The organism is Pseudanabaena sp. BC1403 (genome assembly GCF_002914585.1).
GTDB lineage: Bacteria > Cyanobacteriota > Cyanobacteriia > Pseudanabaenales > Pseudanabaenaceae > Pseudanabaena.
The window spans coordinates 456,125-479,790 of the sequence record NZ_PDDM01000001.1; the positions used below are offsets into that span (position 1 = coordinate 456,125).

At 42.7% G+C, this 23,666-nt stretch carries 19 protein-coding genes; 9 read left to right on the forward strand and 10 right to left on the reverse strand.

Features of this window, described 5'->3' with window-relative positions:
- Window positions 1–136 precede the first annotated feature (136 nt).
- The 4 genes from CQ839_RS02125 to CQ839_RS02140 all read left to right on the forward strand — a co-directional run bounded on the left by CQ839_RS02125 (window position 137) and on the right by CQ839_RS02140 (window position 3,367).
- Entirely contained in the window at window positions 137–1,558 is a 1,422-nt protein-coding gene (locus CQ839_RS02125; RefSeq protein WP_103666613.1) for a GTP-binding protein, read from the forward strand.
- 281 nt (window positions 1,559–1,839) lie between these two features.
- Complete coding sequence (locus CQ839_RS02130) at window positions 1,840–2,259, forward strand: XisH family protein (protein ID WP_103666614.1); 420 nt, start codon at window positions 1,840–1,842, stop codon at window positions 2,257–2,259.
- On the forward strand, window positions 2,244–2,555 hold the full coding sequence (locus CQ839_RS02135) for an element excision factor XisI family protein (protein WP_103666615.1): 312 nt from the start codon (window positions 2,244–2,246) through the stop codon (window positions 2,553–2,555). Before CQ839_RS02130 ends, CQ839_RS02135 begins: the two co-directional genes overlap by 16 nt.
- Window positions 2,556–2,587: 32 nt before the next feature.
- Complete coding sequence (locus CQ839_RS02140; protein ID WP_103666705.1) at window positions 2,588–3,367, forward strand: MOSC domain-containing protein; 780 nt, start codon at window positions 2,588–2,590, stop codon at window positions 3,365–3,367.
- Window positions 3,368–3,414: 47 nt separating this feature from the next.
- Here the strand turns inward: CQ839_RS02140 and CQ839_RS02145 are convergent, their stop codons facing one another.
- Entirely contained in the window at window positions 3,415–4,920 is a 1,506-nt protein-coding gene (locus CQ839_RS02145; RefSeq protein WP_103666616.1) for an AAA family ATPase, read from the reverse strand.
- A gap of 237 nt (window positions 4,921–5,157) precedes the next feature.
- On the opposite strand from CQ839_RS02145, the gene speA reads away from it, so the two are divergent.
- Together speA and CQ839_RS02155 are read left to right on the forward strand one after the other, a co-directional pair.
- The gene (gene speA / locus CQ839_RS02150; protein ID WP_103666617.1) at window positions 5,158–7,083 is read left to right on the forward strand and encodes a biosynthetic arginine decarboxylase; all 1,926 of its coding nucleotides are present in this window, start codon (window positions 5,158–5,160) and stop codon (window positions 7,081–7,083) included.
- 223 nt (window positions 7,084–7,306) lie between these two features.
- Entirely contained in the window at window positions 7,307–8,518 is a 1,212-nt protein-coding gene (locus tag CQ839_RS02155; protein ID WP_103666618.1) for a lipid-A-disaccharide synthase-related protein, read from the forward strand.
- A 51-nt stretch (window positions 8,519–8,569) separates the two neighbouring features.
- On the opposite strand, the gene CQ839_RS02160 is transcribed toward CQ839_RS02155, so the two are convergent.
- Entirely contained in the window at window positions 8,570–11,119 is a 2,550-nt protein-coding gene (locus tag CQ839_RS02160; RefSeq protein ID WP_103666619.1) for an O-antigen ligase family protein, read from the reverse strand.
- A gap of 274 nt (window positions 11,120–11,393) precedes the next feature.
- Here CQ839_RS02160 and CQ839_RS02165 point away from each other — a divergent pair, with 274 nt between their 5' ends.
- Complete coding sequence (locus CQ839_RS02165) at window positions 11,394–12,569, forward strand: GAF domain-containing protein (protein ID WP_103666620.1); 1,176 nt, start codon at window positions 11,394–11,396, stop codon at window positions 12,567–12,569.
- A 38-nt stretch (window positions 12,570–12,607) separates the two neighbouring features.
- Here CQ839_RS02165 and CQ839_RS02170 read toward each other — a convergent pair whose 3' ends face one another.
- Window positions 12,608–12,805, reverse strand: coding sequence for a hypothetical protein (locus CQ839_RS02170; protein WP_103666621.1), 198 nt, complete (start codon window positions 12,803–12,805; stop codon window positions 12,608–12,610).
- A 364-nt stretch (window positions 12,806–13,169) separates the two neighbouring features.
- Here CQ839_RS02170 and pdhA point away from each other — a divergent pair, with 364 nt between their 5' ends.
- On the forward strand, window positions 13,170–14,198 hold the full coding sequence (gene pdhA / locus CQ839_RS02175) for a pyruvate dehydrogenase (acetyl-transferring) E1 component subunit alpha (RefSeq protein ID WP_103666622.1): 1,029 nt from the start codon (window positions 13,170–13,172) through the stop codon (window positions 14,196–14,198).
- Window positions 14,199–14,328: 130 nt separating this feature from the next.
- Here pdhA and CQ839_RS02180 read toward each other — a convergent pair whose 3' ends face one another.
- From CQ839_RS02180 to CQ839_RS02205, 6 genes are all read right to left on the reverse strand, one after another.
- Entirely contained in the window at window positions 14,329–14,649 is a 321-nt protein-coding gene (locus tag CQ839_RS02180) for a hypothetical protein (protein ID WP_103666623.1), read from the reverse strand.
- An 88-nt stretch (window positions 14,650–14,737) separates the two neighbouring features.
- Window positions 14,738–15,496, reverse strand: coding sequence for a pentapeptide repeat-containing protein (locus CQ839_RS02185; protein WP_103666624.1), 759 nt, complete (start codon window positions 15,494–15,496; stop codon window positions 14,738–14,740).
- 170 nt (window positions 15,497–15,666) lie between these two features.
- Complete coding sequence (locus CQ839_RS02190; RefSeq protein ID WP_103666625.1) at window positions 15,667–16,584, reverse strand: NAD(+) kinase; 918 nt, start codon at window positions 16,582–16,584, stop codon at window positions 15,667–15,669.
- Window positions 16,585–16,720: 136 nt separating this feature from the next.
- Window positions 16,721–18,634: an SPFH domain-containing protein gene (locus CQ839_RS02195; RefSeq protein ID WP_103666706.1), complete on the reverse strand. Its 1,914-nt coding sequence runs from the start codon at window positions 18,632–18,634 to the stop codon at window positions 16,721–16,723.
- A 235-nt stretch (window positions 18,635–18,869) separates the two neighbouring features.
- Window positions 18,870–20,153: a sugar ABC transporter substrate-binding protein gene (locus CQ839_RS02200; protein WP_103666626.1), complete on the reverse strand. Its 1,284-nt coding sequence runs from the start codon at window positions 20,151–20,153 to the stop codon at window positions 18,870–18,872.
- A gap of 108 nt (window positions 20,154–20,261) precedes the next feature.
- On the reverse strand, window positions 20,262–20,507 hold the full coding sequence (locus CQ839_RS02205; protein ID WP_103666627.1) for a hypothetical protein: 246 nt from the start codon (window positions 20,505–20,507) through the stop codon (window positions 20,262–20,264).
- Between the two features lie 110 nt (window positions 20,508–20,617).
- Between CQ839_RS02205 and CQ839_RS02210 the strand changes: the two genes are divergently transcribed.
- Window positions 20,618–22,942, forward strand: a complete 2,325-nt coding sequence (locus tag CQ839_RS02210; protein ID WP_103666628.1) for an NACHT domain-containing NTPase — start codon at window positions 20,618–20,620, stop codon at window positions 22,940–22,942.
- A gap of 98 nt (window positions 22,943–23,040) precedes the next feature.
- Here the strand turns inward: CQ839_RS02210 and CQ839_RS24730 are convergent, their stop codons facing one another.
- The gene (locus CQ839_RS24730; RefSeq protein ID WP_146048678.1) at window positions 23,041–23,232 is read right to left on the reverse strand and encodes a hypothetical protein; all 192 of its coding nucleotides are present in this window, start codon (window positions 23,230–23,232) and stop codon (window positions 23,041–23,043) included.
- Between the last annotated feature and the right edge of the window lie 434 nt (window positions 23,233–23,666).

Consider the following 23,666-nt stretch of genomic DNA (forward strand, 5'->3'; position numbering starts at 1 on the left):
TTCGGTTTTGCGTTAGTGCAATTAACGTAGGATGAGTTAGCGATCGCGTAACCCATCATTTTTGATTAATAGATGCGTTACGTTGCACTAACGCATCCTACAAATAATTAAGCCTTCTTACTTAACTAGCGATGTTATGCCACAAGACGAAAACTTTCTTAGCTTTGATGAGATTTTTGAGGAGCTAAATTATCGCCAAGCACAGCGCACATTACGAGATATTGTCGCAAATCTAGACTTGTCAGAACGAGAGCGACGTGGACTAGAGGAACCGCTAGAAGAGCTGCAACAAATGCTAGATAAGCTAGAGCGCCAAGTTTTGCAAATAGCAGTATTTGGCATGGTGGGGCGTGGCAAATCGTCGGTACTTAATGCGCTAATGGGTGGTCAAGTTTTTGAGACTGGCCCCTTGCATGGTGTGACTACAAGTCGGCAAGCCGCAGAGTGGCAAATATCACGAGAGGCGATGCAAACTAATGGCGATCGCACGATTCTCAAAGCATCATTTCAGGGACGAGGTGAGGCAAGAATCGAGTTGATTGATACCCCTGGGATCGATGAGGTGGATGGCGAAGGCAGGGCAGAACTAGCGAAACGGATTGCTCAACAAGCAGATTTAATTTTATTTATCGTCGCGGGCGATATCACTAAAGTTGAATATGATGCGCTGTCGGAACTGAGAGGGGCGAGTAAACCGATTTTGCTAGTCTTCAACAAAATCGACCAATATCCGCCTGAAGACCGCATCGCTATATACGCGAAAATTCGCGATGAGCGGGTGCGTGAGTTATTAACTGAAGATGAAATTGTGATGACTGCTGCTTCACCATTGGTCGCCAAAGCGATCCGTCAGCCCGATGGCTCCTTTGAAGCCGAACTGGTCAATGGGAAGCCCCAAATCGAAGATTTAAAGCTAAAAATTTTGGAGGTGCTCGATCGCGAAGGCAAATCTCTGATCGCTTTAAACACAATGATGTTTGCGGATATGGTGCAGGAGCGAGTGGTACAGCGCAAAATGTTTGTGCGCGATCGCCAAGCCAATCGCATCATCTGGAATTGTGTAATTACCCAAGCTGTGGCGATCGCCGTTAACCCATTCACTGTAATTGATGTCATCAGTGCCGCAATTATCGATATTTCAATGATCGTGGCGCTATCTAAGCTTTATGGCATCAACATGAGCAATCGTGGCGCAATTTCACTGATGCAAAAAATTGCGATCGGCATGGGCGGCATTAGTGCCAGTGAATTTCTTGCCACATTCGGATTGAGTTCTCTCAAAGGCTTACTGGGCATTGCTGCGCCTGTGACTGGTGGTTTAACTTTGGGTGGGTATGTGTCAGTTGCGATCGCCCAAGCAGGTGTGGCAGGATTCTCCACCTACGCCCTTGGACTAGTCACCAAGGAATATCTCGCTAACGGTGCATCATGGGGAGCAGATGGGCCAAAAGCAGTTGTTAAAAGGATATTGGACACCATCGATGAAGACTCAATCCTAGCCAGAATCAAAGATGAACTCCGCGCCAAAATCGATCTACGTAGACTGAGAAAAACTTAGATTTGTAATAAATTATTCTCAATCTCTGCCCCTCTAAGGCGCTGGTTCCGCCCAGTGAGGAGCAGAAAGTCTTATTAAGCAAGGAATGTAGGAATCTGTTGTCAAAGCTGGTTAACGTGGTTTTTGAGCAAAAGTGCGTGTACACCCTGTTTTTGTGTTAGGTTACTGCCATACAAGATTCTTTTAATTAAAACCATAACCCTTACTATGCTTGGCTTTTACTTCCTCATATGGCGGAACCAGTGCCGACTTGTGTGACTAATACTATATTGAAATTCCAAATGTCTAGAAGAGATAGTTTGCATTTTGCATTACGTCACACACTCGAAAAAGACGGGTGGACAATTACGGATGATCCCTTGATTTTAGTTTTGGAACAAACACTTTTGAAGGCCGATCTAGGAGCCGAAAAGTTTTTAACTGCGGAAAAAGAAAATCGTAAAATTGCGGTAGAGGTCAAAGACTTTGATGCTGTTTCGGTGATTAGCGAGCTCGAAAAAACGATGGGACAGATTCAACTTTATCAATGGGCTTTAGATGTACAAGAGCCAGAACGGGAATTATTCCTAGCCGTGAGCCAATCCGTTTATATTAAGCACTTTCAAAAGCCCATTTTTCAGCTAGCCATCCAACGCAATAAAATCAATTTACTAGTTTACGAACCCGATCAGGAGGCAATTCTGCAATGGATAACCTATTAAGCCATGTAGATATTCTTAAAAAGACTCTACAAGAAGCAACGATCGCTCAACCCCGCTTACAAGCAATTAAACTTTATCCTGTCTGCGATATCGAATCTGGTCATTTTCTCGTTCTCGCTACTGGCTGGGACAAACAGCGCTGGATGGACACAATTTTATTTCACGCCCGTTTAGTCGAAGATAAAATCATCATCGAAGAAGATAACTTTGAAGAAGGCTTAACCACTGCTCTGATTGCCGCAGGGATTAGAAAAGAAGATATTATTAACAGTCTGGAAGCAGCGATCGCCGTTTGATTTTAAGATCAAAAAATCACTTCATCATTTTTATGGCAAAGCTCAGTAAAATCCTTATTTTCCCAATTAAATCCCTCGATCCAATCGCTTTAGATGCAGTCGAGATATCTGACGGTGGGGCATTAAAAGGCGATCGCGAATTTGCCATGTTTGATAAAAACGGAAAATACATCAATGCCAAGCGCTATTCTAAGATTCATTTAATTAGAGCAAAGTACGAATTAAGCAATCGACTAGTGCATTTGCAAATCCAAGAGCAGCAAGAAGTATCCACTTTTCATTTAGATCGCGATCGCATTGCGCTTACTAACTGGCTAAGCAAATTTTTTGAGCAACCTGTAGAACTTCGTCAAAATGTTAGTAATGGATTCCCTGATGATCCTGAAGCATGGGGTGCAACTGTAATCTCAGAGGCAACTCTTAGCAGTGTACAGAGTTGGTATGCAAGCCCCCAAATCAGTCTTGAGCAAATTCGCGATCGCTTCCGCACTAACTTAGAAATTGCTGATACCGAACCGTTTTGGGAAGATCATTTATTTGCTAAAGCTGGTGAAACAGTTCCCTTTAAAATTGGCGATGTTCAGTTTTTCGGCACAAATCCCTGTCAACGTTGTCCTGTGCCCACCCGTGATACATTAACTGGCGAAGTTTATCCCGAATTTCAAAAAATTTTCACTCGCCAAAGAGAAGCATCTTTACCAGCAAACATAGTGCGATCGCGTTTCAATCATTTTTATCGTCTTGCTCTAAATACACGCATTCCCATAATAGAGGCTGGCAAAGTTCTTAAAATAGGTGATATAGCTCTCTAACTTAAAAGTGAGTGGTGGCGCGAAACGCCGCCACTCACTTTTAAGTTTCACTTATTGAATACATTCTGTCGAGAAGCAAGCCTTGCTTTACCTGACGCAGCCCATTCTTGGAGAACTTGAATTTCCTGCTGGGCAGTTTGCGCTAAGGGCACAATTTGACTAGCAGCTTCGAGAATGTCATCGGTGGTAAAGTCGCGATTTTGACTGAAGCCGATATGCATTGCTTCGATAATGCCCTGCTCGATTTCTGCACCTGAGAAATCTGGCGTTTCGTAGGCGAGGCGATCGATATCGTAGGCGCGAGTATTGTGAGGGCGATATTTGCTTACATGCACCGAGAAAATCTGCGATCGCTCTTCTTGATTGGGTAAACCCACAAAAAACACCTCATCAAATCTGCCCTTTCGCAATAATTCGGGCGGCAAGGTGCGAATATTATTTGCAGTCGCTACCACGAATACAGGTGAAGTCTTTTCTGCCATCCATGTGAGGAACGTGCCGAATACACGATTAGTTGTCCCTGAATCACCTCTGCCATCAGTTCCCGCAAACGCCTTATCGATTTCATCAATCCATAATACGCAAGGAGAAAGAGCTTCAGCCAACTGAATCATTTGACGGGTGCGGGATTCGCTCTCACCGACTAGACCAGCGAAGAGACGACCAACATCTAGGCGCAATAATGGTAAATGCCAATGATGGGAAATCGCCTTAGCCGTGAGGGATTTGCCAGTACCTTGAATTCCTGCAAGAAGTAATCCGCGTGGATGGGGAAGTCCATACTTTCTGGCGCGATCGCTAAAGGCACTACCTCGACGCAGCAACCATTCTTTAAGATTATCTAAACCACCGATATCGTTGATTTCTGTTGTCGATGGATAGAATTCTAAAATCTGAGTTTGACGAATACTTTGGCGTTTTTCTTCGAGAATTAGATCCACATCATCAGGACGTAAGCGACCATTTTCAGCGATCGCCTTTGCTAGCACACGCCGCATTTTCTCCAAAGATAAGCCTTGTCCAGCCCGAACTAAATCATCGATCGCTTGTTTATCTAGTTGAATATCGCAAGTCGGATTAGAATAACTAACAGAACAGGCAATTTGTTCGATTTCTGTTCTTAATTCACGAGGATTCGGAAGTGGAAATTCTAAAATCGAGAAAAATTCACTGAGGCTATCGGGAATATTAATCTGTGAGGCAAGCACAATAATATTTTGAGCTTCACTTTTGAGCCTACGGGCAAGATTTTTGAGCTTGCGTGCGATCGCAACATCGTCAAGAAAGCGATCGAAATCTCGCAATACAAACACTGCACCTTTGGGGATTTTATCTACAAATTCTAGAGCCTGCAAAGGATTACGCTTACCCATCCCTGCATCAGTGGGATTGGACTGATAACCATCGACAAAATCCCAGACAAATATGCTGCGACCAAGAGATTTTGCCACGTTGGTAATTACAGCTTCAACTCGCTCTTCCTCCGCTGAAGGTATATAAATCAAAGGATATCGGGCACGGAGTGTCAGATTTAAGTCAGCTTCAAAATTCATTGATCAGCAAGCCGTGAATAAAACGCTAAAATGTCTAGAAACTATAATCTACAGCAAACTATAGCAATAATTGCAACAGTGATGGTTCAAAAAGATCTAGACTGTTTTCTGGCTAAGCGTCTAGATTTATTTGGTAGTGATTTGGTAGTGTTACAGTTGATACGAGCATCGTAAAGTGCTAACCATTCTCCACTATGTAGATCAAGGTTTGTAAGGTTTATCAAAGGTTTATTAACAATGTTGCAAGAGATTCAATTACCTGTTGTTGCAGATGCAAAAAAGTGGACTATTCAAGACAGCGAATCACTTTATCGTATCAATGGCTGGGGAGAACCTTATTTCAGTATTAACGAAGCAGGACATGTGACCGTATCCCCCAAAGGCGATCGCGGTGGTTGCATTGACCTCTTTGATTTGGTGAACGATCTGAAGCAGAGAGGGTTACGTCTGCCCATATTAGTGAGATTTTCGGATATCTTGGCCGATCGCATTGAGCGGATTAATTCTACCTTTGCCAAGGCGATCGCACGCTATAACTACAATGGCGTTTATCGTGGCGTTTTCCCTGTCAAAGTCAATCAACAACGTCAATTGGTTGAAGAAATTGCCAAATATGGTAAACCGTTTCAGTTTGGTCTAGAAGCAGGTTCTAAGCCCGAATTATTGATTGCTCTTGCTACTTTACGCACCCCTGGCTCGTTACTAATCTGCAATGGCTACAAGGATGCTGAATATATTGAAACGGCTTTACTAGCGCGAAAGCTGGGGCAAAATACGATCATTGTGATCGAGCAACTGGAAGAAGTGGAAATGATCATCCGCGCTGCGACTAAGTTGGGAATTGCCCCCGTGGTTGGCGTAAGAGCAAAACTGAGTGCCAAAGGTCTAGGTCATTGGGAAGACTCGACAGGCGATCGCGCAAAGTTTGGGTTGAGTATGTGGGAAATCCTAGAAACCTTTGAACAATTGGAAGCGGCAAATATGCTGGATTCCCTGAAATTGTTGCATTTCCATATCGGTTCCCAAATTAGCAATATCAGCACGATCAAAGATGCCTTACGCGAAGCAGGACAAATCTACGTGCAGCTTGCGGAAATGGGTGCACCGATGGGACATCTCGATGTTGGTGGTGGTTTAGGCGTTGACTACGATGGTTCCAAAACCAATTTCTATGCCTCTAAAAACTATAGTATGCAGAACTATGCCTACGATATCGTAGCGGCAATTAAGGATGCCTGCGCGGAAAAAGGCGTACCTGTGCCAACTTTGACCAGTGAAAGCGGTCGCGCGATCGCATCCCATCAATCGGTTCTAGTCTTCGATGTAGTTGGCATTAGCGGTATTCCTAATCAGGCGATCGAGCCGCTAAAAGAGGATGAGCATCTAATCGTCCGTAATCTTTTTGAAGCATTGGAAAACATCAACGAGAATAATTACCAAGAGATTTATCACGATGCCGTCCAGTTCAATCAAGAAGCAGTTAGCCTCTTTACCTTTGGATATCTCAGCCTCAAGCAACGCGCCAGAGTTGAACGTCTATTTTGGGAATGTTGCGATCGCATTCTCAAGGTAACCCGCAAACTGAATTATGTACCTGACGATCTTGAAGATCTGGAACGGGCTATGGCGCTAACTTATTACTGTAATTTCTCAGTATTTCAGTCTGCTCCCGATAGTTGGGCGATCGACCAATTGTTCCCAATTATGCCAATCCATCGCCTGAATGAAGAACCAAACTGTCGCGGCACGATCGCTGATCTTACCTGTGACAGCGATGGCAAAATTGATCGTTTCATCGATTTACGCGATGTCAAGTCTGTACTTGAGTTACATCCTTTTATTTCTGAAGAGCCTTACTTTCTAGCTTTGTTTCTAGGTGGAGCCTATCAAGAGATTCTTGGCGATTTGCATAATCTCTTTGGTGACACTGATGCAGTTCATATTCATGCAACTCCTAATGGTTATAAGGTTGAGCATGTAATCAAGGGTGATTCGATGACCGAAGTTCTCGAATATGTGCAGTACAATCGTGATGCGATGCTGGAAAATATTCGTCAAGAGACAGAACGCTCTCTCCAAGAGAAGCAAATTACTCTGGATGAAGCAAGGTTGTTTTTACAAAAATATGAACATTGCTTGAATGGTTATACCTACTTAAGCTGAGTTTTACAGTGCTTTGTGCCCAAACCAGAACCAATAAATTTTTTAAAATTGTTGCTTTGCAACAATTTTAAAAAATTTATTGTGTTTCGTTCGATCGAAAATTGCTGTAAGCATAATGTCGCAGTTTCTACTAAAGTTACATTAGCTCACAATAATGATTTGCTGTGCCAAGAGTAGAGCAAATCATTAATTTAGAATTGCACATTTGATTTTTTGGTAAAACGTGGAAATTTTATGTATCAGTAACGGACATGGTGAAGATATCATCGCTGCCCGTATCTGCATTGAACTAGAAAAATTAGGATTTTCTGCGATCGCCTTGCCACTTGTGGGGGTGGGACATGCCTATACTAAAGCAAATATACCGATTGTCGAAAAGTTTGCTCAGTCGATGCCATCGGGAGGATTTGTCCGCATGGATAGCCGCCAATTAGCGCGTGATGTCAAAGGTGGATTGGTGGGGCTAACTCGTAAACAATTGGGCTTTGCATGGAATTGGTCACGCGAAAACCGCAGGACTAAAAGGCTGATTTTAGCGGTAGGTGATATTGTGCCATTACTGTTTGCATGGCTACCGTCTCAGTTTGGCGGTTGTAATTTTGCATTTGTTGCCACGGCTAAATCAGAATATTATTGGCGCGATCGCAAAAGTAGTTTGCCCCATGTCAAAAAACCTTTTGGCGGCTCCATTTTTTTTCCTTGGGAACGCGCTTTGATGAATAGCGATCGCTGCAAGGCGATATTTGTCCGCGATCTTTTGACCGCAGAGATCTTGAATCGAGATTTTAAACTGCCTGCGATCTATCTGGGCAACTCGATGATGGATGGGCTAGAAACAAAGGGCATGAATTTTGGTATTGGCGAAGATGAATGGGCAGTGGCAATTCTGCCTGGTTCGAGATCGCCTGAAGCCTATGAAAACTGGATGACATTAATGCTTTGCGCCCAAGTTGTTTCCCGTGCGATTCCCCATAATGTCCATTTTTTAGTAGCGATCGCTCCCGATCTAGATCTAGAAATTATTGGACAGAGCATTATTCAAAAAGGTTGGCAACGTATTGATGAAACTACTTTTAAGGTGCAGAATGCGCGGCTAATTTTGTTGCAAGATGGCTTTGGTGATTGTCTGCATCAATGTCATTTAGGATTGGCGATGGCAGGCACGGCGACGGAACAGATGGTAGGTTTAGGCAAACCTGTAATTACGATCGCAGGAAATGGCCCACAATTTACGCGCAAGTTTGCTGAAGAACAGGCAGATTTATTAGGATGTTCAATTAATTTAATCGAAAAACCTGCTCAAGTTGCGGATGTGCTAAATGAGATTTTGCAAGATCCTGATTACTTTCAAGAAGTAAGCCGCAATGGTGAGGAGCGCATGGGAAAAGCAGGAGCATCTGCCCGAATTGCTAAATATATCGCTGAGAAAATCTAACAAAAAAGGTTCGCTTAGCGAACCTTTTTTGTTAGATTGATCGCAAAAATGTTATGAAAACAAATCTTTGAGAAAGAGAGATATCTCTAACCGATCGCTGACATTAAAGAAATCAAGAGGAACCACTCCATCTAAGTGCCGACTGACTACACTAAAGCCCAATCTAGCCCTGCGATAGTTAACCACTAAAGGACTATTTGCTGGTAAAGGTAAACGAAACCAAGCATCAAAATTAGGGGCTTGCGCCATGAGATCGCTCATTGCTTTTACAGTTGCTGCCGAGCGTTCATCGGGCAAACTACTCGTAGCAAATACATAGGCGCGTTCCAGTAACTTATCACGCAAATTAGGATTTAGCCATGCGGAAATCACCATCTCTAGAGGGGTTTGGGGATTTTGCTTGACTGATTGCAAGGCGCTAGCATCATTAGCGATCGCATTGGCTAGTAAAACTGCCGTGGAATTGCCTGTTTGCTTGAGTTCAGCAACTGCATTAGGATTGCCATTCCACCATCTTAAGGCAGCAAGACTTATCGCTTTACTAGGATTATTGCGATAGCTACTTTCCAGATTAGCTAATACTTGTGGGTAAAGACTCTGAAAAGGAGCATCTTTCCAAATTGGACTCGTAATGAAAATAGGATCGTTAATTACTTCCGTAGTCATCGAATTGATGGCTTCATTGGTCTTACCTTGACGCAATAAACTCAATCCCAAGCCAAAGAAAAGCGATCGCTTATTGGGAACTAGTTCTAAACCCCGACGGAAATAAATCTCAGCTTCTTGAGCAGAACTGGGCGAGGATTCTCGGATACTCAGCCATGCGGCAGCGTTGTATCCTGCTTCATTATTAGGATTGACTGCGATCGCCGTTTTAATCCATGCCAAACCATCTTTTTGCCAAGCTTGTGACTGCGGAAAATTAGGATAGTTAAGCGCGAGATCGGCTAAATTCCAACCCAATTGATAGGGATAGTATGGTTCCCAAGGTGCAAATTGATGGGCGAATTTGAGTCTATCTTGAAATTTTTCGATCGCGGCGATCGCTTCAGGTAAAACTTCCTGTTTTGCAGTCGCCAAATCTTCTCTTGCTCTTGATAAATAGATAAAGCCTACACTTGAAGCCTGCCAAGCCATATTTACAGGAACGAGCCATGCGATCGCGGCTACTAAATAGACCGTGGCAATAGATGCTAACCAGAGGCGCGGCTGTTTTTGATGACCGAGGCTAATCAATTCCCCCGTATGCCTTTGCCCTAAATAGGCTAAACATGCAAATACAATTACTAAGCTGCCACTTATCGCAGGAACATCAAGCTGATAGTCAGTAATCGCTAACATCCCATAACCAATCAAACTGCCAAACAATCCATAGGTGATCACCTGATCCTGTGAATTAGCTTGCCAAGTTGAGGATTTGTGTAATTTGATAAATAGGGTAATGAGCGCCACTAATAAAAATACAAAGGTAATTACTGCGCCGATCCCCAGTTCTGCCCAAAGATGTATGGGTGTACTATGTAACTGAAATAAAAGCTCAGCTTCCCGCCCTGCCCATTGCGGACGATATTGCTGATAGAGCATAATCGCTGAGCCTGCTCCTGCCCCAAACAGCCAATGATCTAGGCCAATCCTCCAGCCCACATCCGCCGCGATCACTCTAAATAGCAATTCACCTGATCCTTGAGTAGGATTTGCAGAACTAGTAATTAATCCTGAAATTAGCGATCGCAAGCGATTGTTTGTAGAAATTAAAAATGCTAACAAAGCGATCGCGCCACCACCAGCAAAAGTAACTAACCAACGATTTCCCCTGCTATAGAATAAAGCCACAATAATTCCATACGCAACAATTGCCCCCAGCCCCAAAAAACCGCCCCGTGAACTGGTAGTGTACAAATCAATTAAGCCTAAACCGATCGCCATTAGCCATAGGGATCGCCACATTCCCTTTTGGGCGATCGCCAAACTTGCAAAAATCGGTACAACCAACATCAGAAATCCCGCCACATAATTTTGATGTCCCATTGGAGCCCAATTGCGAGATTGCAAATCCGAAAAATCGTAATTAAGATTTAGACCCCATTGATTCAGCTTGGCAAAATTATTTAATTGTGGCAACCATGTCTGAGTGATCCACAAAAATAAACTTTCAAGAATCACCACCAATCCTAATAAGCCTTGAAAGCGCAAAATGGGTAAAATTTTTGAATCAAGACTTTTTTTCTCTTGATATTTGCCTTGATGGAGATCAGGGGGATCTCTATGCAAGAAGTTGTTAGTTACATACAACGCAATGAAATAGCCAAAAGCAGTCAGGCTATACCACATACCTTGATTGGGGAACCGTGAAAACATTGTCGATAAGCACAGTGTTACCAAACCAGAACCGATCGCCCAGTCAAAGCCACTACCTAATAAATAAAATGGGTTCTCACGCCGCCATAAATTTAGCAAGCCCGCGATCGCAAAGCATAACAATCCCACTTGCCATAACAACACCCAAGGAAAAGCCACCATCTGCGTACTACTATCAGGCAGTAAGGTGAATAAAATATAGGCGGCGATGCCTAACTGGACGATTAACCGACCTGTACTCATAAAATTTGGTAGAACAATTTCGTAAAATAATTAGTATTTGACCGAGTAAATGGCATAAAGCACCTCAATAAATGTTTTAAAAGTGTTACTAAGCAACACTTTTAAAACATTTATTGGTTCTGGGTTAAGCGCAAAGTTCTGTAAGTCAGCAAGATAGACTTAAATTATGTCAGCTATGTCAGCAATTCTTATTATGAAATCGAATTTAAGATTTTACAGGTACAGAAAATCCTAAAATGGTGGCATTATGTAGATTGCTGTTACTTTACAACTTATGAACGGGGCTTCCACATTTTTTGATCCTAGTGACAAGATAGAGAGTGGATCAATTGCTACAGAAATGTTTTCCAGCAATAGTCCTGAAGAATTATTAAAAATTTTTTTAACTAACTTAGGCAATCGCCTAGCTGTTAGCAGAGTCGCAATTTATCAATTCATCAATCAGGATGAAGGAATTGTATTAGTAGAAGCAATTTCACCTAATATCCAGAGCATTAAAAAGCAAATATATCCAATTTCTTGTTTTGGAGTGGATTCTCTCCAAAACTACCGTCGAAGTCACGCTTTAGCATTGTCAGATATCGTTCAAATATCTGGAGCCATAAACTTACATCAATGTTGGCAAAAGACTCAGGTTACGGCAATGATGTCTGTCCCGATTTTGTTCAATTCCATTACATCATTTGACACAATCTGGGGATTAGCATTTGTTCAACAATGCGATTGCCCAAGACAATGGCAACCTCAAGAAGCTTATTTCTTGTATGAGCTATCTCAATTTTTAGGTCAGTGTTTACAGTCTTGGGAATTAAGGTTGCGATCGGCTATATTCCCTCAACCAGTACTTGCAGATGTACAGCCTTGGGATAAATCACATGATAAAGAAGAATTTGTCGTTAGAAGAGTGAAACTATCTAAAGACCTAAAAGTTAAACCAGATCTACAGAATCCAATTACAGATGGGATTGCAGTATTCAAAGACTTCATTTTGTCCGATATTGAAGAAAATGAAGTTCTGGATAGAAGTCTTATCAAAAATGGTGAAACCTCGATCAATCGAGCCATTAATATTGCCATGCAAAGACTAGATCAAAGAATCCAAAATAGCACTGATTCTTATCCTCGTGATTTCTTGCAAATAGATGTACCACAAGATATCTATGGCGTTGATTTAGAATCCATTACCCTAGAAGATGTACTAGAAAGTTGTGCACAAGATGCAAGCCCAGATCAATCATGGTCAAAAGCAGATTATTTACAACAAAGAGTTGGTGAACTAATAGAAAATATGCAAGAAAAACTAGATGAAATTGCAGTACTTCAGCAGCAAGTTCAAGAGTTAACTGCATCCCAACAAGAATTTCGACAGATACTACTGGATTTACAATCAGAAAATTTAACTCAAAGTATAAGAGATACGGTTATCGAAATGTATCGATCGCTTTCATAAAAACCAGAAGAGACGGCTCAAAGCGCCGTCTCTTCTGGTTAATTGTGAGTTACAACTGCCTCAATATTGGCAGTCTGAGTTTTGATGTTTGTCGCTGCATCAACTTTGCTTTCAACAGATGCGATCGCCCAACGCAATGGTTCGCCATGTTTAGCTAGCTCTTGCTCGACATTTTTGACGATCTGATCTTGATTTTCATTAATCTCAATTTCCGCAGTAATAAAATGGGTAGTCATTCTGTTTACTTTTTTTAATTTAATTTGATGGATAGAATTTTACAAGTAAAGGCAACCCAAACAGCAGTTCTCATTATAAAAATTGGTTGTTTGAAAGCCCGCCGTTGGCGGGCTTTCAAACAACCAATTTTGGTGTTTCCAGCGCCGAAGGCGCTGGAAACACCAAAATTGGTTTCATAATGAGAATTGCTGCAACCCAAATTAAAAACCTAGAGCCAAAATCTGTACTGTCCGCTACGCGGGAGGTACAGATTTTGGGGCTTTATATTTAATTTTGCTTGTCTACTTATGAAACCAAGCTATCGACATTCACTGCTAGACTAAATAAAAGAAAAATTTAACGATTAGTACACCTATTGAATCGATGCCTCAAGACACTGTTGCGACTGTTTCGACTTCTGCACCCAATATCACCACAGACGAAGCCCTAATTGTCTACGAAGACATGGTACTGGGGCGTACTTTTGAAGATAAGTGCGCTGAAATGTATTATCGCGGAAAAATGTTTGGGTTTGTGCATTTGTATAACGGTCAAGAAGCCGTTGCTAGCGGCATAATTAAGGCGATGCGCCCCGATGACTATGTATGCAGCACTTACCGCGACCATGTTCATGCTTTGAGTGCAGGTGTCACAGCAAACGAAGTCATGGCAGAGCTATTTGGTAAAGAAACAGGATGTAGTAAGGGTCGTGGCGGCTCGATGCATATTTTCTCGGCCAAGAATAACTTTTTGGGTGGATATGCCTTTGTTGCTGAAGGAATTCCCGTCGCATCTGGTGCAGCATTTCAGTCAAAATATCGTCGCGAAGTGATGGGCGATCCTAACGCTGACCAAGTAACGGCTTGCTTCTTTGGTGATGGTGCAAGCAACAATGGTCAATTTTTTGAGACCTTGAACATGGCGGCTTTGTGGAAGTTGCCAATTATTTTTGTAATTGAAAATAATGATTGGGCGATCGGCATGAAACATCATCGTGCTACCTCTGATGTCAGGATTCACAAGAAAGCTGAAGCATTTGGAATCCCTGGGTTTGAAGTGGATGGGATGGATGTCATGGCAGTCCGTGAACATGCTCAAGAGGCAATCCGTCGTGGTCGTGCTGGTGAGGGCCCTACAGTTTTAGAATGTATGACCTATCGCTTTAGAGGTCACTCTCTGGCTGACCCCGATGAGCTGCGCAGCAAGGAAGACAAGGACAAATGGTTTGGACGCGATCCGATCAAAATCTTTGCGAGCCGTCTTCTGGAGCATGGCTTGGTGGAAGAGAGTCAATTAAAAGCGATCGACAAGAAGATCCGTGATGTGGTCGAAGAATGTGTTCGCTTTGCAGAAACTTCCCCTGAGCCCGATCCTAAGGATCTATTCCGCTATCAGTTTGCCGAAGACGAATAAAAAAAGGAGCGCTGAGCGCTCCTTTTTTTATTTGAACTAAGAGGGTAAATACCCCACCGCTCTGCGGTGTGAGTATATTCTAATAAAAAAGAATTTGATACCCCGTCCGCTTGCGGCGGGGTGATTCATTTTAAAATTCATCGTCGGCTAGTCCAAATACCCTTTGCAAGATACGGCGATTTTCAACTTGTAGCCCCCTCACTTCAGTTTGCATCTCTCTAACATCTGATTGCATCTCTCTAATTGCTTGCCATTGAGTTTCTTGACTTTGAGTTAGCCTTGTAACTGCTTGAAGCAAAGTTTCTGTAGCTGCATCATTACGAGATTGGCTTTCACCAAGTTTAGCGAATAGGCGTGATGATTCAAAGATGAAGCTATCTAACTTAGCGCTAGTGCTTTCAACTGTAGTAGCTAAGCGATCTAATCTTTCATCAGTCCATGTTTCTGGCATTTATTTCTCTCTTTTTATTCACTTTCATTTTTCATTAAAACATAAAACTTCAAAAGGAGATGGGGCACTTTGCGCCCTATCTCCTTTGTTATAACTTGCAGCGCGATATTTGAGCTTGTTCCCAATCAACCTCATTAGTAATTGCATGGGAAAAATCGCAATTAACTAAGTTTGCTTTGTGAAAAGAGGCTTTAGTTAGGTTTGCATACTGAAATCTAGTACCGATCATTGTTCGCGATGCATTAATTGTGAGGCGAAATAAATAAAGACTGCCAAAAATTTGTAATGGCTCGATCGCTAAAAATGTCAGCAGTGCTGTAAAGCTATTAAACCTTAATAAGCCAATAATCGCATTAAATGCACCAGCAACTAATATTTTTGTGAATGATGAGCCAAAAAAACCAAATCCAAAGGCAATAAGCAAGGAGATGCCAGTCGCAATCAAAGTTCCTCTTCTGCCAGTGAAGGTAAAGCTAGCTGTGAAAGCGATCGCAAAACAAACAGAAAATACAACGATCGCGATGATCGCGACCCAATATACTGTTGTCCGATCAATTTTTGCTGCCCCAAAAATGAAAGTAATCACAAAGGTAATCAGCAAGATTGTGGCAATCATAGCCGTACCAGCAAACATTAGCGCCATTACAAACGATGCCATACTGGCGATTACATTTTGACGTTGGCTTGCCCCCGCTCGTACGTTCGCAAAATTAGCAGCTTTAAGTTGAGAACGACAAAAATTGCATCCACGAATATCTGCGCCGCTAAAGTCAGCACCGACCAAATTTTTACCTTTAAATGAGCGATCGCGCAAATCTTGATTTGCAAAGTTGAGGCTTTGACTCATAGCGCCATTGATAAACTTATATAAAGTCTAGATAAGTACATCAACATAATTAAAATCCCATGTCTAAAATCTGTACCGCCCGCTTAGCAAACGGTACAGATTTTGGGGCTTTATATTTAATTGTTCGTAGGTACTTAAATACCATGCATTCATCTAAACCTTTATGAATTTTAAGTCAATTCGCCCGAGGTTGGCTTAGAAATATGTGGCAGTCCCCAACCTAACTTTTCACGCAAGACCTTAAAGAACTCGCCTTTCTGTAAGCGGATAAACCTTGCAGGGTATTGCGATCGCTCAACTTCAACGCGATAGTCAGGATAGACATAACATCCAGCATTGCCATCGACAACTAACACCAAACGATGACTATTAGCGGGGGTGACGACAGTTTTCTCAGTATTGGCAAATACTAAAGCTCGTGATGCCATCGAGTGAGCGCAAATAGGAATCAGCTGAAATACAGGAATTCCTGGCTCGATCACAGGGCCGCCTGCGGAGAGGGCATAAGCCGTTGAGCCTGTGGGTGTGGAAATAATCACACCATCCGCCGCAATATCTACGGGCATATGACGACCAATCTGGACTTCAAAATGACACATACTGGTCAATGGTTCACGATGAAGTACCATTTCGTTGAGTGATAAGGCTTCCCAGAGCAAGCCTTGGTTATCGTAGACACGCACCGTCATCATCGATCGCTGCTCAACTACATAGTTGCCTTCGACGACTTGGGCGATCGCTTCTTCCCAATCAGTCAGGTAAGTTTCAGTTAAAAAGCCCATATGCCCTGTATTCACATTTAGCACTGGCAAACTGAGAGGGGCGATTTGACGACAAGCGGATAGTACAGTGCCATCGCCGCCCAAAGCTACTGCAAACATGACATCGTGATCAAACCCTAAGGGTACTAAGCTTTCGATCAAGGTGTGACATACAGGAGCGTCTGGCTTGCCGTAGCCCAAAATTCCGCCATTTCCCGTCGCCATAACAGTCTGGATGCCACGTTTTTCTAGCCATAACTTCATATCCAACGCTACGCGCTCAGCGACAGGTTTTGCGTCGTTATATATAATCCCGACCTTTGGCACGCTCAATGACTACCTAGACTATTCAAAAAAAATTTGTCAGTTTTGTAATTATATAGCAATCCAAGTTTTGCTTGGTACATAAAACCTAAATAACAGAAAGGCGGCGCTTCGCGCCGCCTTTCTGTTATTTGGTTTTTTACGGAAGCTTTGGCAGACTATCAGCTTTAGCTTCTTTGGCTTCTTTATTTTGATTCCAAAGCAACATTCCTAATACACCATCGAGCAAACCGCCACCACGATCGCCACCATTGACCGCCACATCTGGCACAACCCGTACATTGCGATCGCCGATGGTTTGCATCAATTGCAACGCCACATAGGAGTTACCACCAAGGGCATCGACCCCAGCCCGATAAGCATCAGCCTTGGCTTCACCAGTAACTCTGATCGCTTCGGCTTCACCACTTGCTTCTTTAACTTTGGCATTGGCTTGCAATTCAGCAATTCGCACACCTTGTTCAGCCGTGACCACATCTCTTTGGATATCGGCAAGAGATGTCTCGCGGACGAGTTCTTGCCGTTGTGTTTGGGAAATACGCTGCACTTCGTAGGTTTTGCGTTGTTCTTCAGCAATCTTGCGATCGGTGAGGGTTTGCATCAGGGTTTCAGGTGGTTCAATCTGACCAAGTAATGTATCGACAGCTTGAACATCATAGGAGTGCATCGCGTTACGAATAAAATCAGCCGCTTCAGCTTGGCGATCGCTACGAGCAATCAAGAAATCTAGAACTGTATAAGCCTGCGCTGAGTTACGGAAGTAATTACCGACGGTAGGACGCAACACATGATCGACCAGATTTTGCATTGAGCCGACTCGCGAAATCACTCTTGGTGCATCCAGAGAACCAACATGGATGATTTGGGCTACTTCTAGATTAAAGGCAAATCCGTCGATAGAACGCACATTTAAAGCCCTGAGTTTGGAATCATAGCCATGTTCTTCAGTGCGATCGCTAAAGTTCAATACAATATTAGTAGTGGGAACTAGTTCTACTTTCATAATATGTGTATTTAATGGATGCTTTCCAGGATAAAGTGGCTCGATCCAGACACCTTTATCGCCGACGTTCACCAAGTGTCCGTGCGTGAACAAAGCACCACTGACATCATCTTGAGCGCCACCCACAAAGGAGATAACCACACCGACATAGCCGATGGGAATCTCAGTCATTTTTACCTGTTCAATTTGGGCAAACCAAGGATTGATATTCCATGATCCTGATAGAATTACCTGCTCTTGCAAGCCACGACGACCGCCACCGTTGATGAATAGCTGTGCATTTTGGAAATTATCATGCTCAGGAATAATCGCACCTGCGATCGCACCAGCCTCAATGGGAATTCCATCCAGAGCTGTAACGATACCAACTTTTTCAGTCGCTACGGAATAGAGTCTTAATTCTGAAGGAGACATGCCATTTGCGGCGGCAGTAGCAGAAGTGATGATCGTAAATAGCGCCGTATTAATTCGATAGGTTCCAGCAGTAAGGATACCAAGCTGCCTCCCTTTTTCGCCTCCAGCTAAAAGGAACTCTCTAGAGTTCTGGAAGTTATCACAGGGTACAGTTTTACCCAGAATGCGATCTGGTGGAATTGACTTACCATCGTTAGCAATAATCAACCCGATTTCACCTTGAGGAACCACGATTACCGATTCCTTACGAATCCCATATTGCCAAGGATAAAAGCCAAAGTGCCACCCTGGAGCGAGAGTATCCGCTTGATAGCCAGCTTCACCATTGAGAGCTACTAATTGCCCAGGAGGTAAGTCGCCTTTCAGTGAGAATTTCTTGACGACAATGCCAACTTCCCTCTCTCCGACAACGATCAGTCCTAAAATCCAACCCATCTGTGGCAAAAAGATAAATACAACCACTACGCCGCCAATCACCCATACCCACAATGGAAAGTTGAAATCGCCAGCTTGCATCATTTGTACAGGTTGCGATCGCGTTTGAGTTTGATCTTGCTGAGCTACTTTCTGCGAAATTTGCTGAGCGATCGCCGATCCATTACCCGTGACAGCAGGCAATGTGACAGCACCAAGCATCGCGATCGCTGCGCCTGAGACAAGCGATCGCTGCCAAAATTTCTTGCTAAAGTTTTGACTAATATCCTGAATATTAATTAATTTCTTCACAGGTAAAACCCCTCTTTCAGAACTGCTGCTAATCTAGCGCAGTTCTCAGGAAATCCTCTAAATCCACCAAGAAAATTAACACGCGAACCAAATTTTTATGGCACAGCTAAGCTGTGCCATAAAAATTTGGTTCTTTACCTTTGTTCTAAAGCGAGTTCCACCGTTCAGCAGCTGAAGCGATCGCTTTGTCGCTGGGTTTCTCTTTGAGCATTGCAAGTTGTAATTCTTCGTAAATAATCTTGCGCAGTTTCTCGATATCTTTAGCAGGAGGAATCAAGACTTCGGATTGAGGCAATTGCGAAGCACTGATTAATCTAGCGCGATCAAGGATTGAGGCATCTTTGGCGGCTTCAGTGAAATAGCGATCGCTAGAACTCTTGACGGTGGAAGGCAGAAGATTCTCTACTTTCGTAAAGACTAATTGATTTTCAGCATTGGTTAAATACAATGCGAATTTTACGGCGAGAGCTTGATTTGTGGATGTGGTCGGTACGGCGACATTCATCACGGCGGCGCTCTTTTTACCAGTTGAACCAGTGATTTGTGAGCCAATATCGGTTACTTTGGCGGTTTCGGGTGCATTCTGAGCCACCGTTTGTAGAAATTGTGGGCCAGTCAATAAAATCGCCAATTCACCTGCTTGATAAAGTTCTACTGCCTTGCGATGTCCTTCTGTTAAGATTTCGCGAGGAATCAATTGTTTCTCAAATAGATTTACCCAATAGTCAAAGGCTGCTTTGCCAGCCGCATCATTAAAAGCCGCTTTGCCATTAGCATCCAGCAGCTTCATGCCCATCTGTACCATCGCCTCTAGGACTTGTCCACCATCCATCGTCAGCATAAAAGCATATTTACCAGTCTTTGCTTTAATCTGTTCCGAAACCTTGGTGAGTTCTTCAAATGTTTTCGGTGGTTTGGCGGGATCTAATCCAGCTTTTTCAAATAGCGATCGGTTGTAAATTGTAATATCAGTTGCCACATACCAAGGCAGCCCGAATGTAACGTTATCAAGTTGGTTGGCTTTCCAAATGTTCGGGAAATAGCTTGCCTTGTCAGCATCAGATATGGCTTTGCCCATATCTACTAGTGCTTTTTTCTCGGCTAGTTTTGATGCGAATTGGGGATTTAGATTCACGACATCAGGGGCAGTTTTTGCTGCTACTGAACTCAAAATCTTGGTTTCCATCTCTCCCCAAGGAATATCTACCCATTCTACTTCCGCAGTCGGATTCTCTTTCACAAATCCCGCAATCAAATCCGTCATGTATTTGTCAAACTGCGGTTTTAATTGCATTGTCCAGAAGACAATTTTGGTTTTGCCTGAAGCTGTGGTTTGTGTGGTTTGCGCTCCACAGGCTCCGAGCAGAAACAGAGTGGAGAGTCCGATAAATTTGCGGCGATTGAGGTTTGAGAAGAGATTAGGTGTCATATCAAGGTTTCTAACTTGAGCTTGATTATATATCAAAGTAGAATGGCTGTCTGATTTGCGATCGCCTGTAATTGATATTCGCAAAAAGGGCGATCGCAGGTTGAGTTGCTACTTTTTCCCTGATGAGGGGCTGATGATGACGCGCACCAAAACTGCAAAGGCGAGAATTATGCTGACTGTTGGGTTGCTGACGATCGCAGGAATGGTGTTGGATGCGTCAATGGGTGTTGTTGATGGTGTGGATGCGATCGCAGTTTGTTTGTTGTTTGCTGGTGAGTTATTTGCTTGGGGGACTTGTGCGATCGCTTGAGTTGCAACTTGCTTTTGAACTTGGGCTTGATTTGGGGCTGACATAATTAAAAACCTCTGTGATTTGAATAAAGCTATCGTCCCTCGAAATTTTTAAAAGCAAGTCAGAGTATGATGTTAAACTCATGTTAGCTTCATGTTAGGAATGCGATTACATGGCAAAGCCAACATATACTGCTTCGATTGAGGGCAAAGAAAAAGCAAATGCAGCTTTTAAACGCTCAGGCAAAACACAAGAATTTATTGCTGGTACTTCTGGTACAACGCGACAATTAGTTGGCAATTTTTTAAAGGGGCTTAGTGTTGAGCAGCCCAAATTCATTGCTATCTGTGAAGCTCTAGAACTGAGATGGCAGGAAATTGCTGAATTAGATGAAGTTGAGGTTACAGACGATAGCAATCGAAAAAAGCTAGAGCTTTTAGTCCAAGAGGTGAAGCAAAAAATAGCGGCGGATGTGACCGAGCGCTGTGGAACGATGCGGGTGTTGGATATGACGCAACCTGTGGATCTGGATCGGATTTATACCGATGTGAATATTCTTGAAAAAATTTCTGGCGAGGATCGTATAGATTGTGACGATGTTTTACAAATTGGAAGTAGGGAAAACTTTGAACATTGGATGATGGGCAAGATTCAGCATCGTATTACTGGCTTAAAGGCGATCGAGAAGCATCAAAAACTGGTGGTGTTAGGCAAACCGGGGGCAGGGAAAACGACATTTATGAAATATTTGGCAATGTCTTGTCTTAGTGGTAAGTTTTATGGCGAACTTGTTCCGATATTTGTGACCCTAAAAGCTTATGCAGAAGAAGATGGGCAACCATCTTTACAAGATTATATTTTTGGGGAATTCCGAAAACGCAAGACTAGTCCAATGACTCTAGTAAGATTGTTAGAAGAAGGTAAAGCATTAATCTTGCTAGATGGGTTGGATGAGGTAAAGAAAGAAGATGATCAACGTATCAAGAGAGACATTGATAAATTCTCGAGATATTGGCTTCAGAATCGCTTTGCGATCACCTGTCGAATTGCGGCGAGAGAATATCAGTTTGAGAGGTTTACCGAAGTGGAGGTTGCGGATTTTGATCAGCAACAGATTGAAACCTTTGTCAACAATTGGTTTCGGGAGAAAGATTCGTCAAAAGCGAACCGTTTGTTAGAAAGGTTGAAAGGTAAGAAACCTGTTAAGGAATTAGCAAAAAGCCCTTTGTTACTGACGTTGTTGTGCTTGGTGTTTGGAGAGCGCAACGATTTACCACCAAAGCGCTCAGAACTGTATAAGGAAGGTTTGGAAGTATTAATGAAAAAGTGGGATGCGAAGCGAAACATCGAACGAGAACAAATTTATAAACTGCTTTCACCACAAAATAAGGAAGACATGCTAGGGCTAATTGCCTTTAATACCTTTGTAAATGGTGAATATTTCTTTAGAAAAGAGGATTTGCAAAGACAAATTAAGGACTATATCTGCAATCTCCCTGAAGCTTCCGCCGATCCTGATGTATTGCGTCTCGATAGTGAGGTTGTACTAAAGGCGATCGAGCATCATCATGGATTATTAGTGGAAAGAGCAAGAAATATTTATTCTTTTTCCCATTTGACTTTTCAAGAATATTTTACAGCGCGGGAAATTGAGAGAGAAAGATATTTTGAAAGATTGATCGAAAATATTTCTAATCCAAGATGGAAGGAAGTTTTTTATCTAACAGCGGAAATATTGAGGCGATCGGACGACTTTTTAAAAATGATGAAAGATAGCATTGATGAAATGTTGGCAAATGATGAGAAGTTACAAGCATTTCTGGAATGGGTAAATCAAAAAACAAATTCTGTGGAATTCAGCTATAAAAGTGTTTCTGTTAGAGCATTTTACTCATATGTTGAAGCCTCTGCCCGAGCCCTCTCGCTCGCCCAATCCCTCGACATCGACATCAGCATCGATATTGACCGCTCTTTTGCCCTCGACCGAGACCGCACACTTATACGAGATCATCCACATACTCAATTCCGAGACCGAGAACTCGCCCGAGAACTTGCCCTCGACAGAGAACTCGCCCATGCCCGTAGTCTCGCTCTCAACCGAGGGAGAGAACGAGACCGCTTCATCGAAATCGCCCTCGATCTCGTTCTCTCCCTCGCCCGAGCCCGAAGGCTAGCTCGCTCATCTGAGCTTGGAGCTGATGTATTACGTCAAGCATTGCAATCACTGCAAGCTCAGATACCCAGTAAACAAGCAGATATAGATATCGATCAATGGTGGAGAAATCATGGAGAGAAATTAAGTAATGAATTGCGTCAGATATGTATTAATCATCGCAATATTGGTTACAATTGGAAATTTACTGATGATCAAGTAGAACTTCTCAATCAATATTACACAGCCAATCTCTTCCTTGTCGAGATCATGAACCGCAGCTACGTCAGCAAACAAGTCCGCGAAGAAATCGAAGCAACGATGCTGTTGCCAAGGAAAAAGTAGAAAGGAAAAAGGAAAATTATCGCCATATTTTCCCGTAGGGGTTAAGCATTTGCGCCACAATTTTTAAAGCGATCGCAGAGACATCCTTCCGCAAATGCTTAACCATCTTTGCTTTCACCGATCGCTTGTCCCTGCGTTGCGAGGTTTAGGGCATAGCATTCCCAAATGAAGGGAATCGGTGAAATCATTAATTTCTGCGGGAATGCTATGCCCCTACGAAATTTTGGAATTTTGACGATACTTCTCTGTAGATAAATTGCGATCGCCATCACCACAAACGATAAAACCACTTTGCTTTAACAGGAAATCAGGTCGCGCCTTTGATCTTGAAGATATTGATAATAATAAGAGATCGCGAGGGCGATGGTTAATTTACGGAGCCAGCGATGTGAGGTGTTTTTTTGGAGTATTTTTCATAACTACTAAGAATATATGAGAACAGTGCTTGCCCAATAATTTTGCGTTTTCTGGAATAAATGGCAAAAGTGCGATCTCTATACGATCAAAACACTATGACGAAGTGCTTAACACTAAGCAATGATGATTGAAAAGATCCCCCAAATGCAACCCAAAAAGAAATTATCGGGATACAGAATATTTTGGCGCATATTTGTTTTAAGATTGATTTTAGATATTATTTGGATTGTAGTTTCTCACAAGATGCCTACCTTAGAGGCTAAAGTGCCAAATTCACAATCTGAAATTGATTAGGTCTAGCTCTGAG

What these genes read in the sequence shown, in the direction of transcription:
- CQ839_RS02170 (WP_103666621.1), bottom strand. Translation starts at nt 12,805, where the DNA reads ATGACTACCCATTTTATTACTGCGGAAATTGAGATTAATGAAAATCAA.
- CQ839_RS02130 (WP_103666614.1), top strand. Translation starts at nt 1,840, where the DNA reads ATGTCTAGAAGAGATAGTTTGCATTTTGCATTACGTCACACACTCGAA.
- CQ839_RS02145 (WP_103666616.1), bottom strand. Translation starts at nt 4,920, where the DNA reads ATGAATTTTGAAGCTGACTTAAATCTGACACTCCGTGCCCGATATCCT.
- CQ839_RS02160 (WP_103666619.1), bottom strand. Translation starts at nt 11,119, where the DNA reads ATGAGTACAGGTCGGTTAATCGTCCAGTTAGGCATCGCCGCCTATATT.
- pdhA (WP_103666622.1), top strand. Translation starts at nt 13,170, where the DNA reads ATGCCTCAAGACACTGTTGCGACTGTTTCGACTTCTGCACCCAATATC.
- CQ839_RS02180 (WP_103666623.1), bottom strand. Translation starts at nt 14,649, where the DNA reads ATGCCAGAAACATGGACTGATGAAAGATTAGATCGCTTAGCTACTACA.
- CQ839_RS02205 (WP_103666627.1), bottom strand. Translation starts at nt 20,507, where the DNA reads ATGTCAGCCCCAAATCAAGCCCAAGTTCAAAAGCAAGTTGCAACTCAA.
- CQ839_RS02165 (WP_103666620.1), top strand. Translation starts at nt 11,394, where the DNA reads ATGAACGGGGCTTCCACATTTTTTGATCCTAGTGACAAGATAGAGAGT.
- CQ839_RS02185 (WP_103666624.1), bottom strand. Translation starts at nt 15,496, where the DNA reads ATGAGTCAAAGCCTCAACTTTGCAAATCAAGATTTGCGCGATCGCTCA.
- CQ839_RS02200 (WP_103666626.1), bottom strand. Translation starts at nt 20,153, where the DNA reads ATGACACCTAATCTCTTCTCAAACCTCAATCGCCGCAAATTTATCGGA.
- CQ839_RS02140 (WP_103666705.1), top strand. Translation starts at nt 2,588, where the DNA reads ATGGCAAAGCTCAGTAAAATCCTTATTTTCCCAATTAAATCCCTCGAT.
- CQ839_RS02210 (WP_103666628.1), top strand. Translation starts at nt 20,618, where the DNA reads ATGGCAAAGCCAACATATACTGCTTCGATTGAGGGCAAAGAAAAAGCA.
- CQ839_RS02195 (WP_103666706.1), bottom strand. Translation starts at nt 18,634, where the DNA reads ATGCTTGGTGCTGTCACATTGCCTGCTGTCACGGGTAATGGATCGGCG.
- CQ839_RS02135 (WP_103666615.1), top strand. Translation starts at nt 2,244, where the DNA reads ATGGATAACCTATTAAGCCATGTAGATATTCTTAAAAAGACTCTACAA.
- CQ839_RS02125 (WP_103666613.1), top strand. Translation starts at nt 137, where the DNA reads ATGCCACAAGACGAAAACTTTCTTAGCTTTGATGAGATTTTTGAGGAG.
- speA (WP_103666617.1), top strand. Translation starts at nt 5,158, where the DNA reads ATGTTGCAAGAGATTCAATTACCTGTTGTTGCAGATGCAAAAAAGTGG.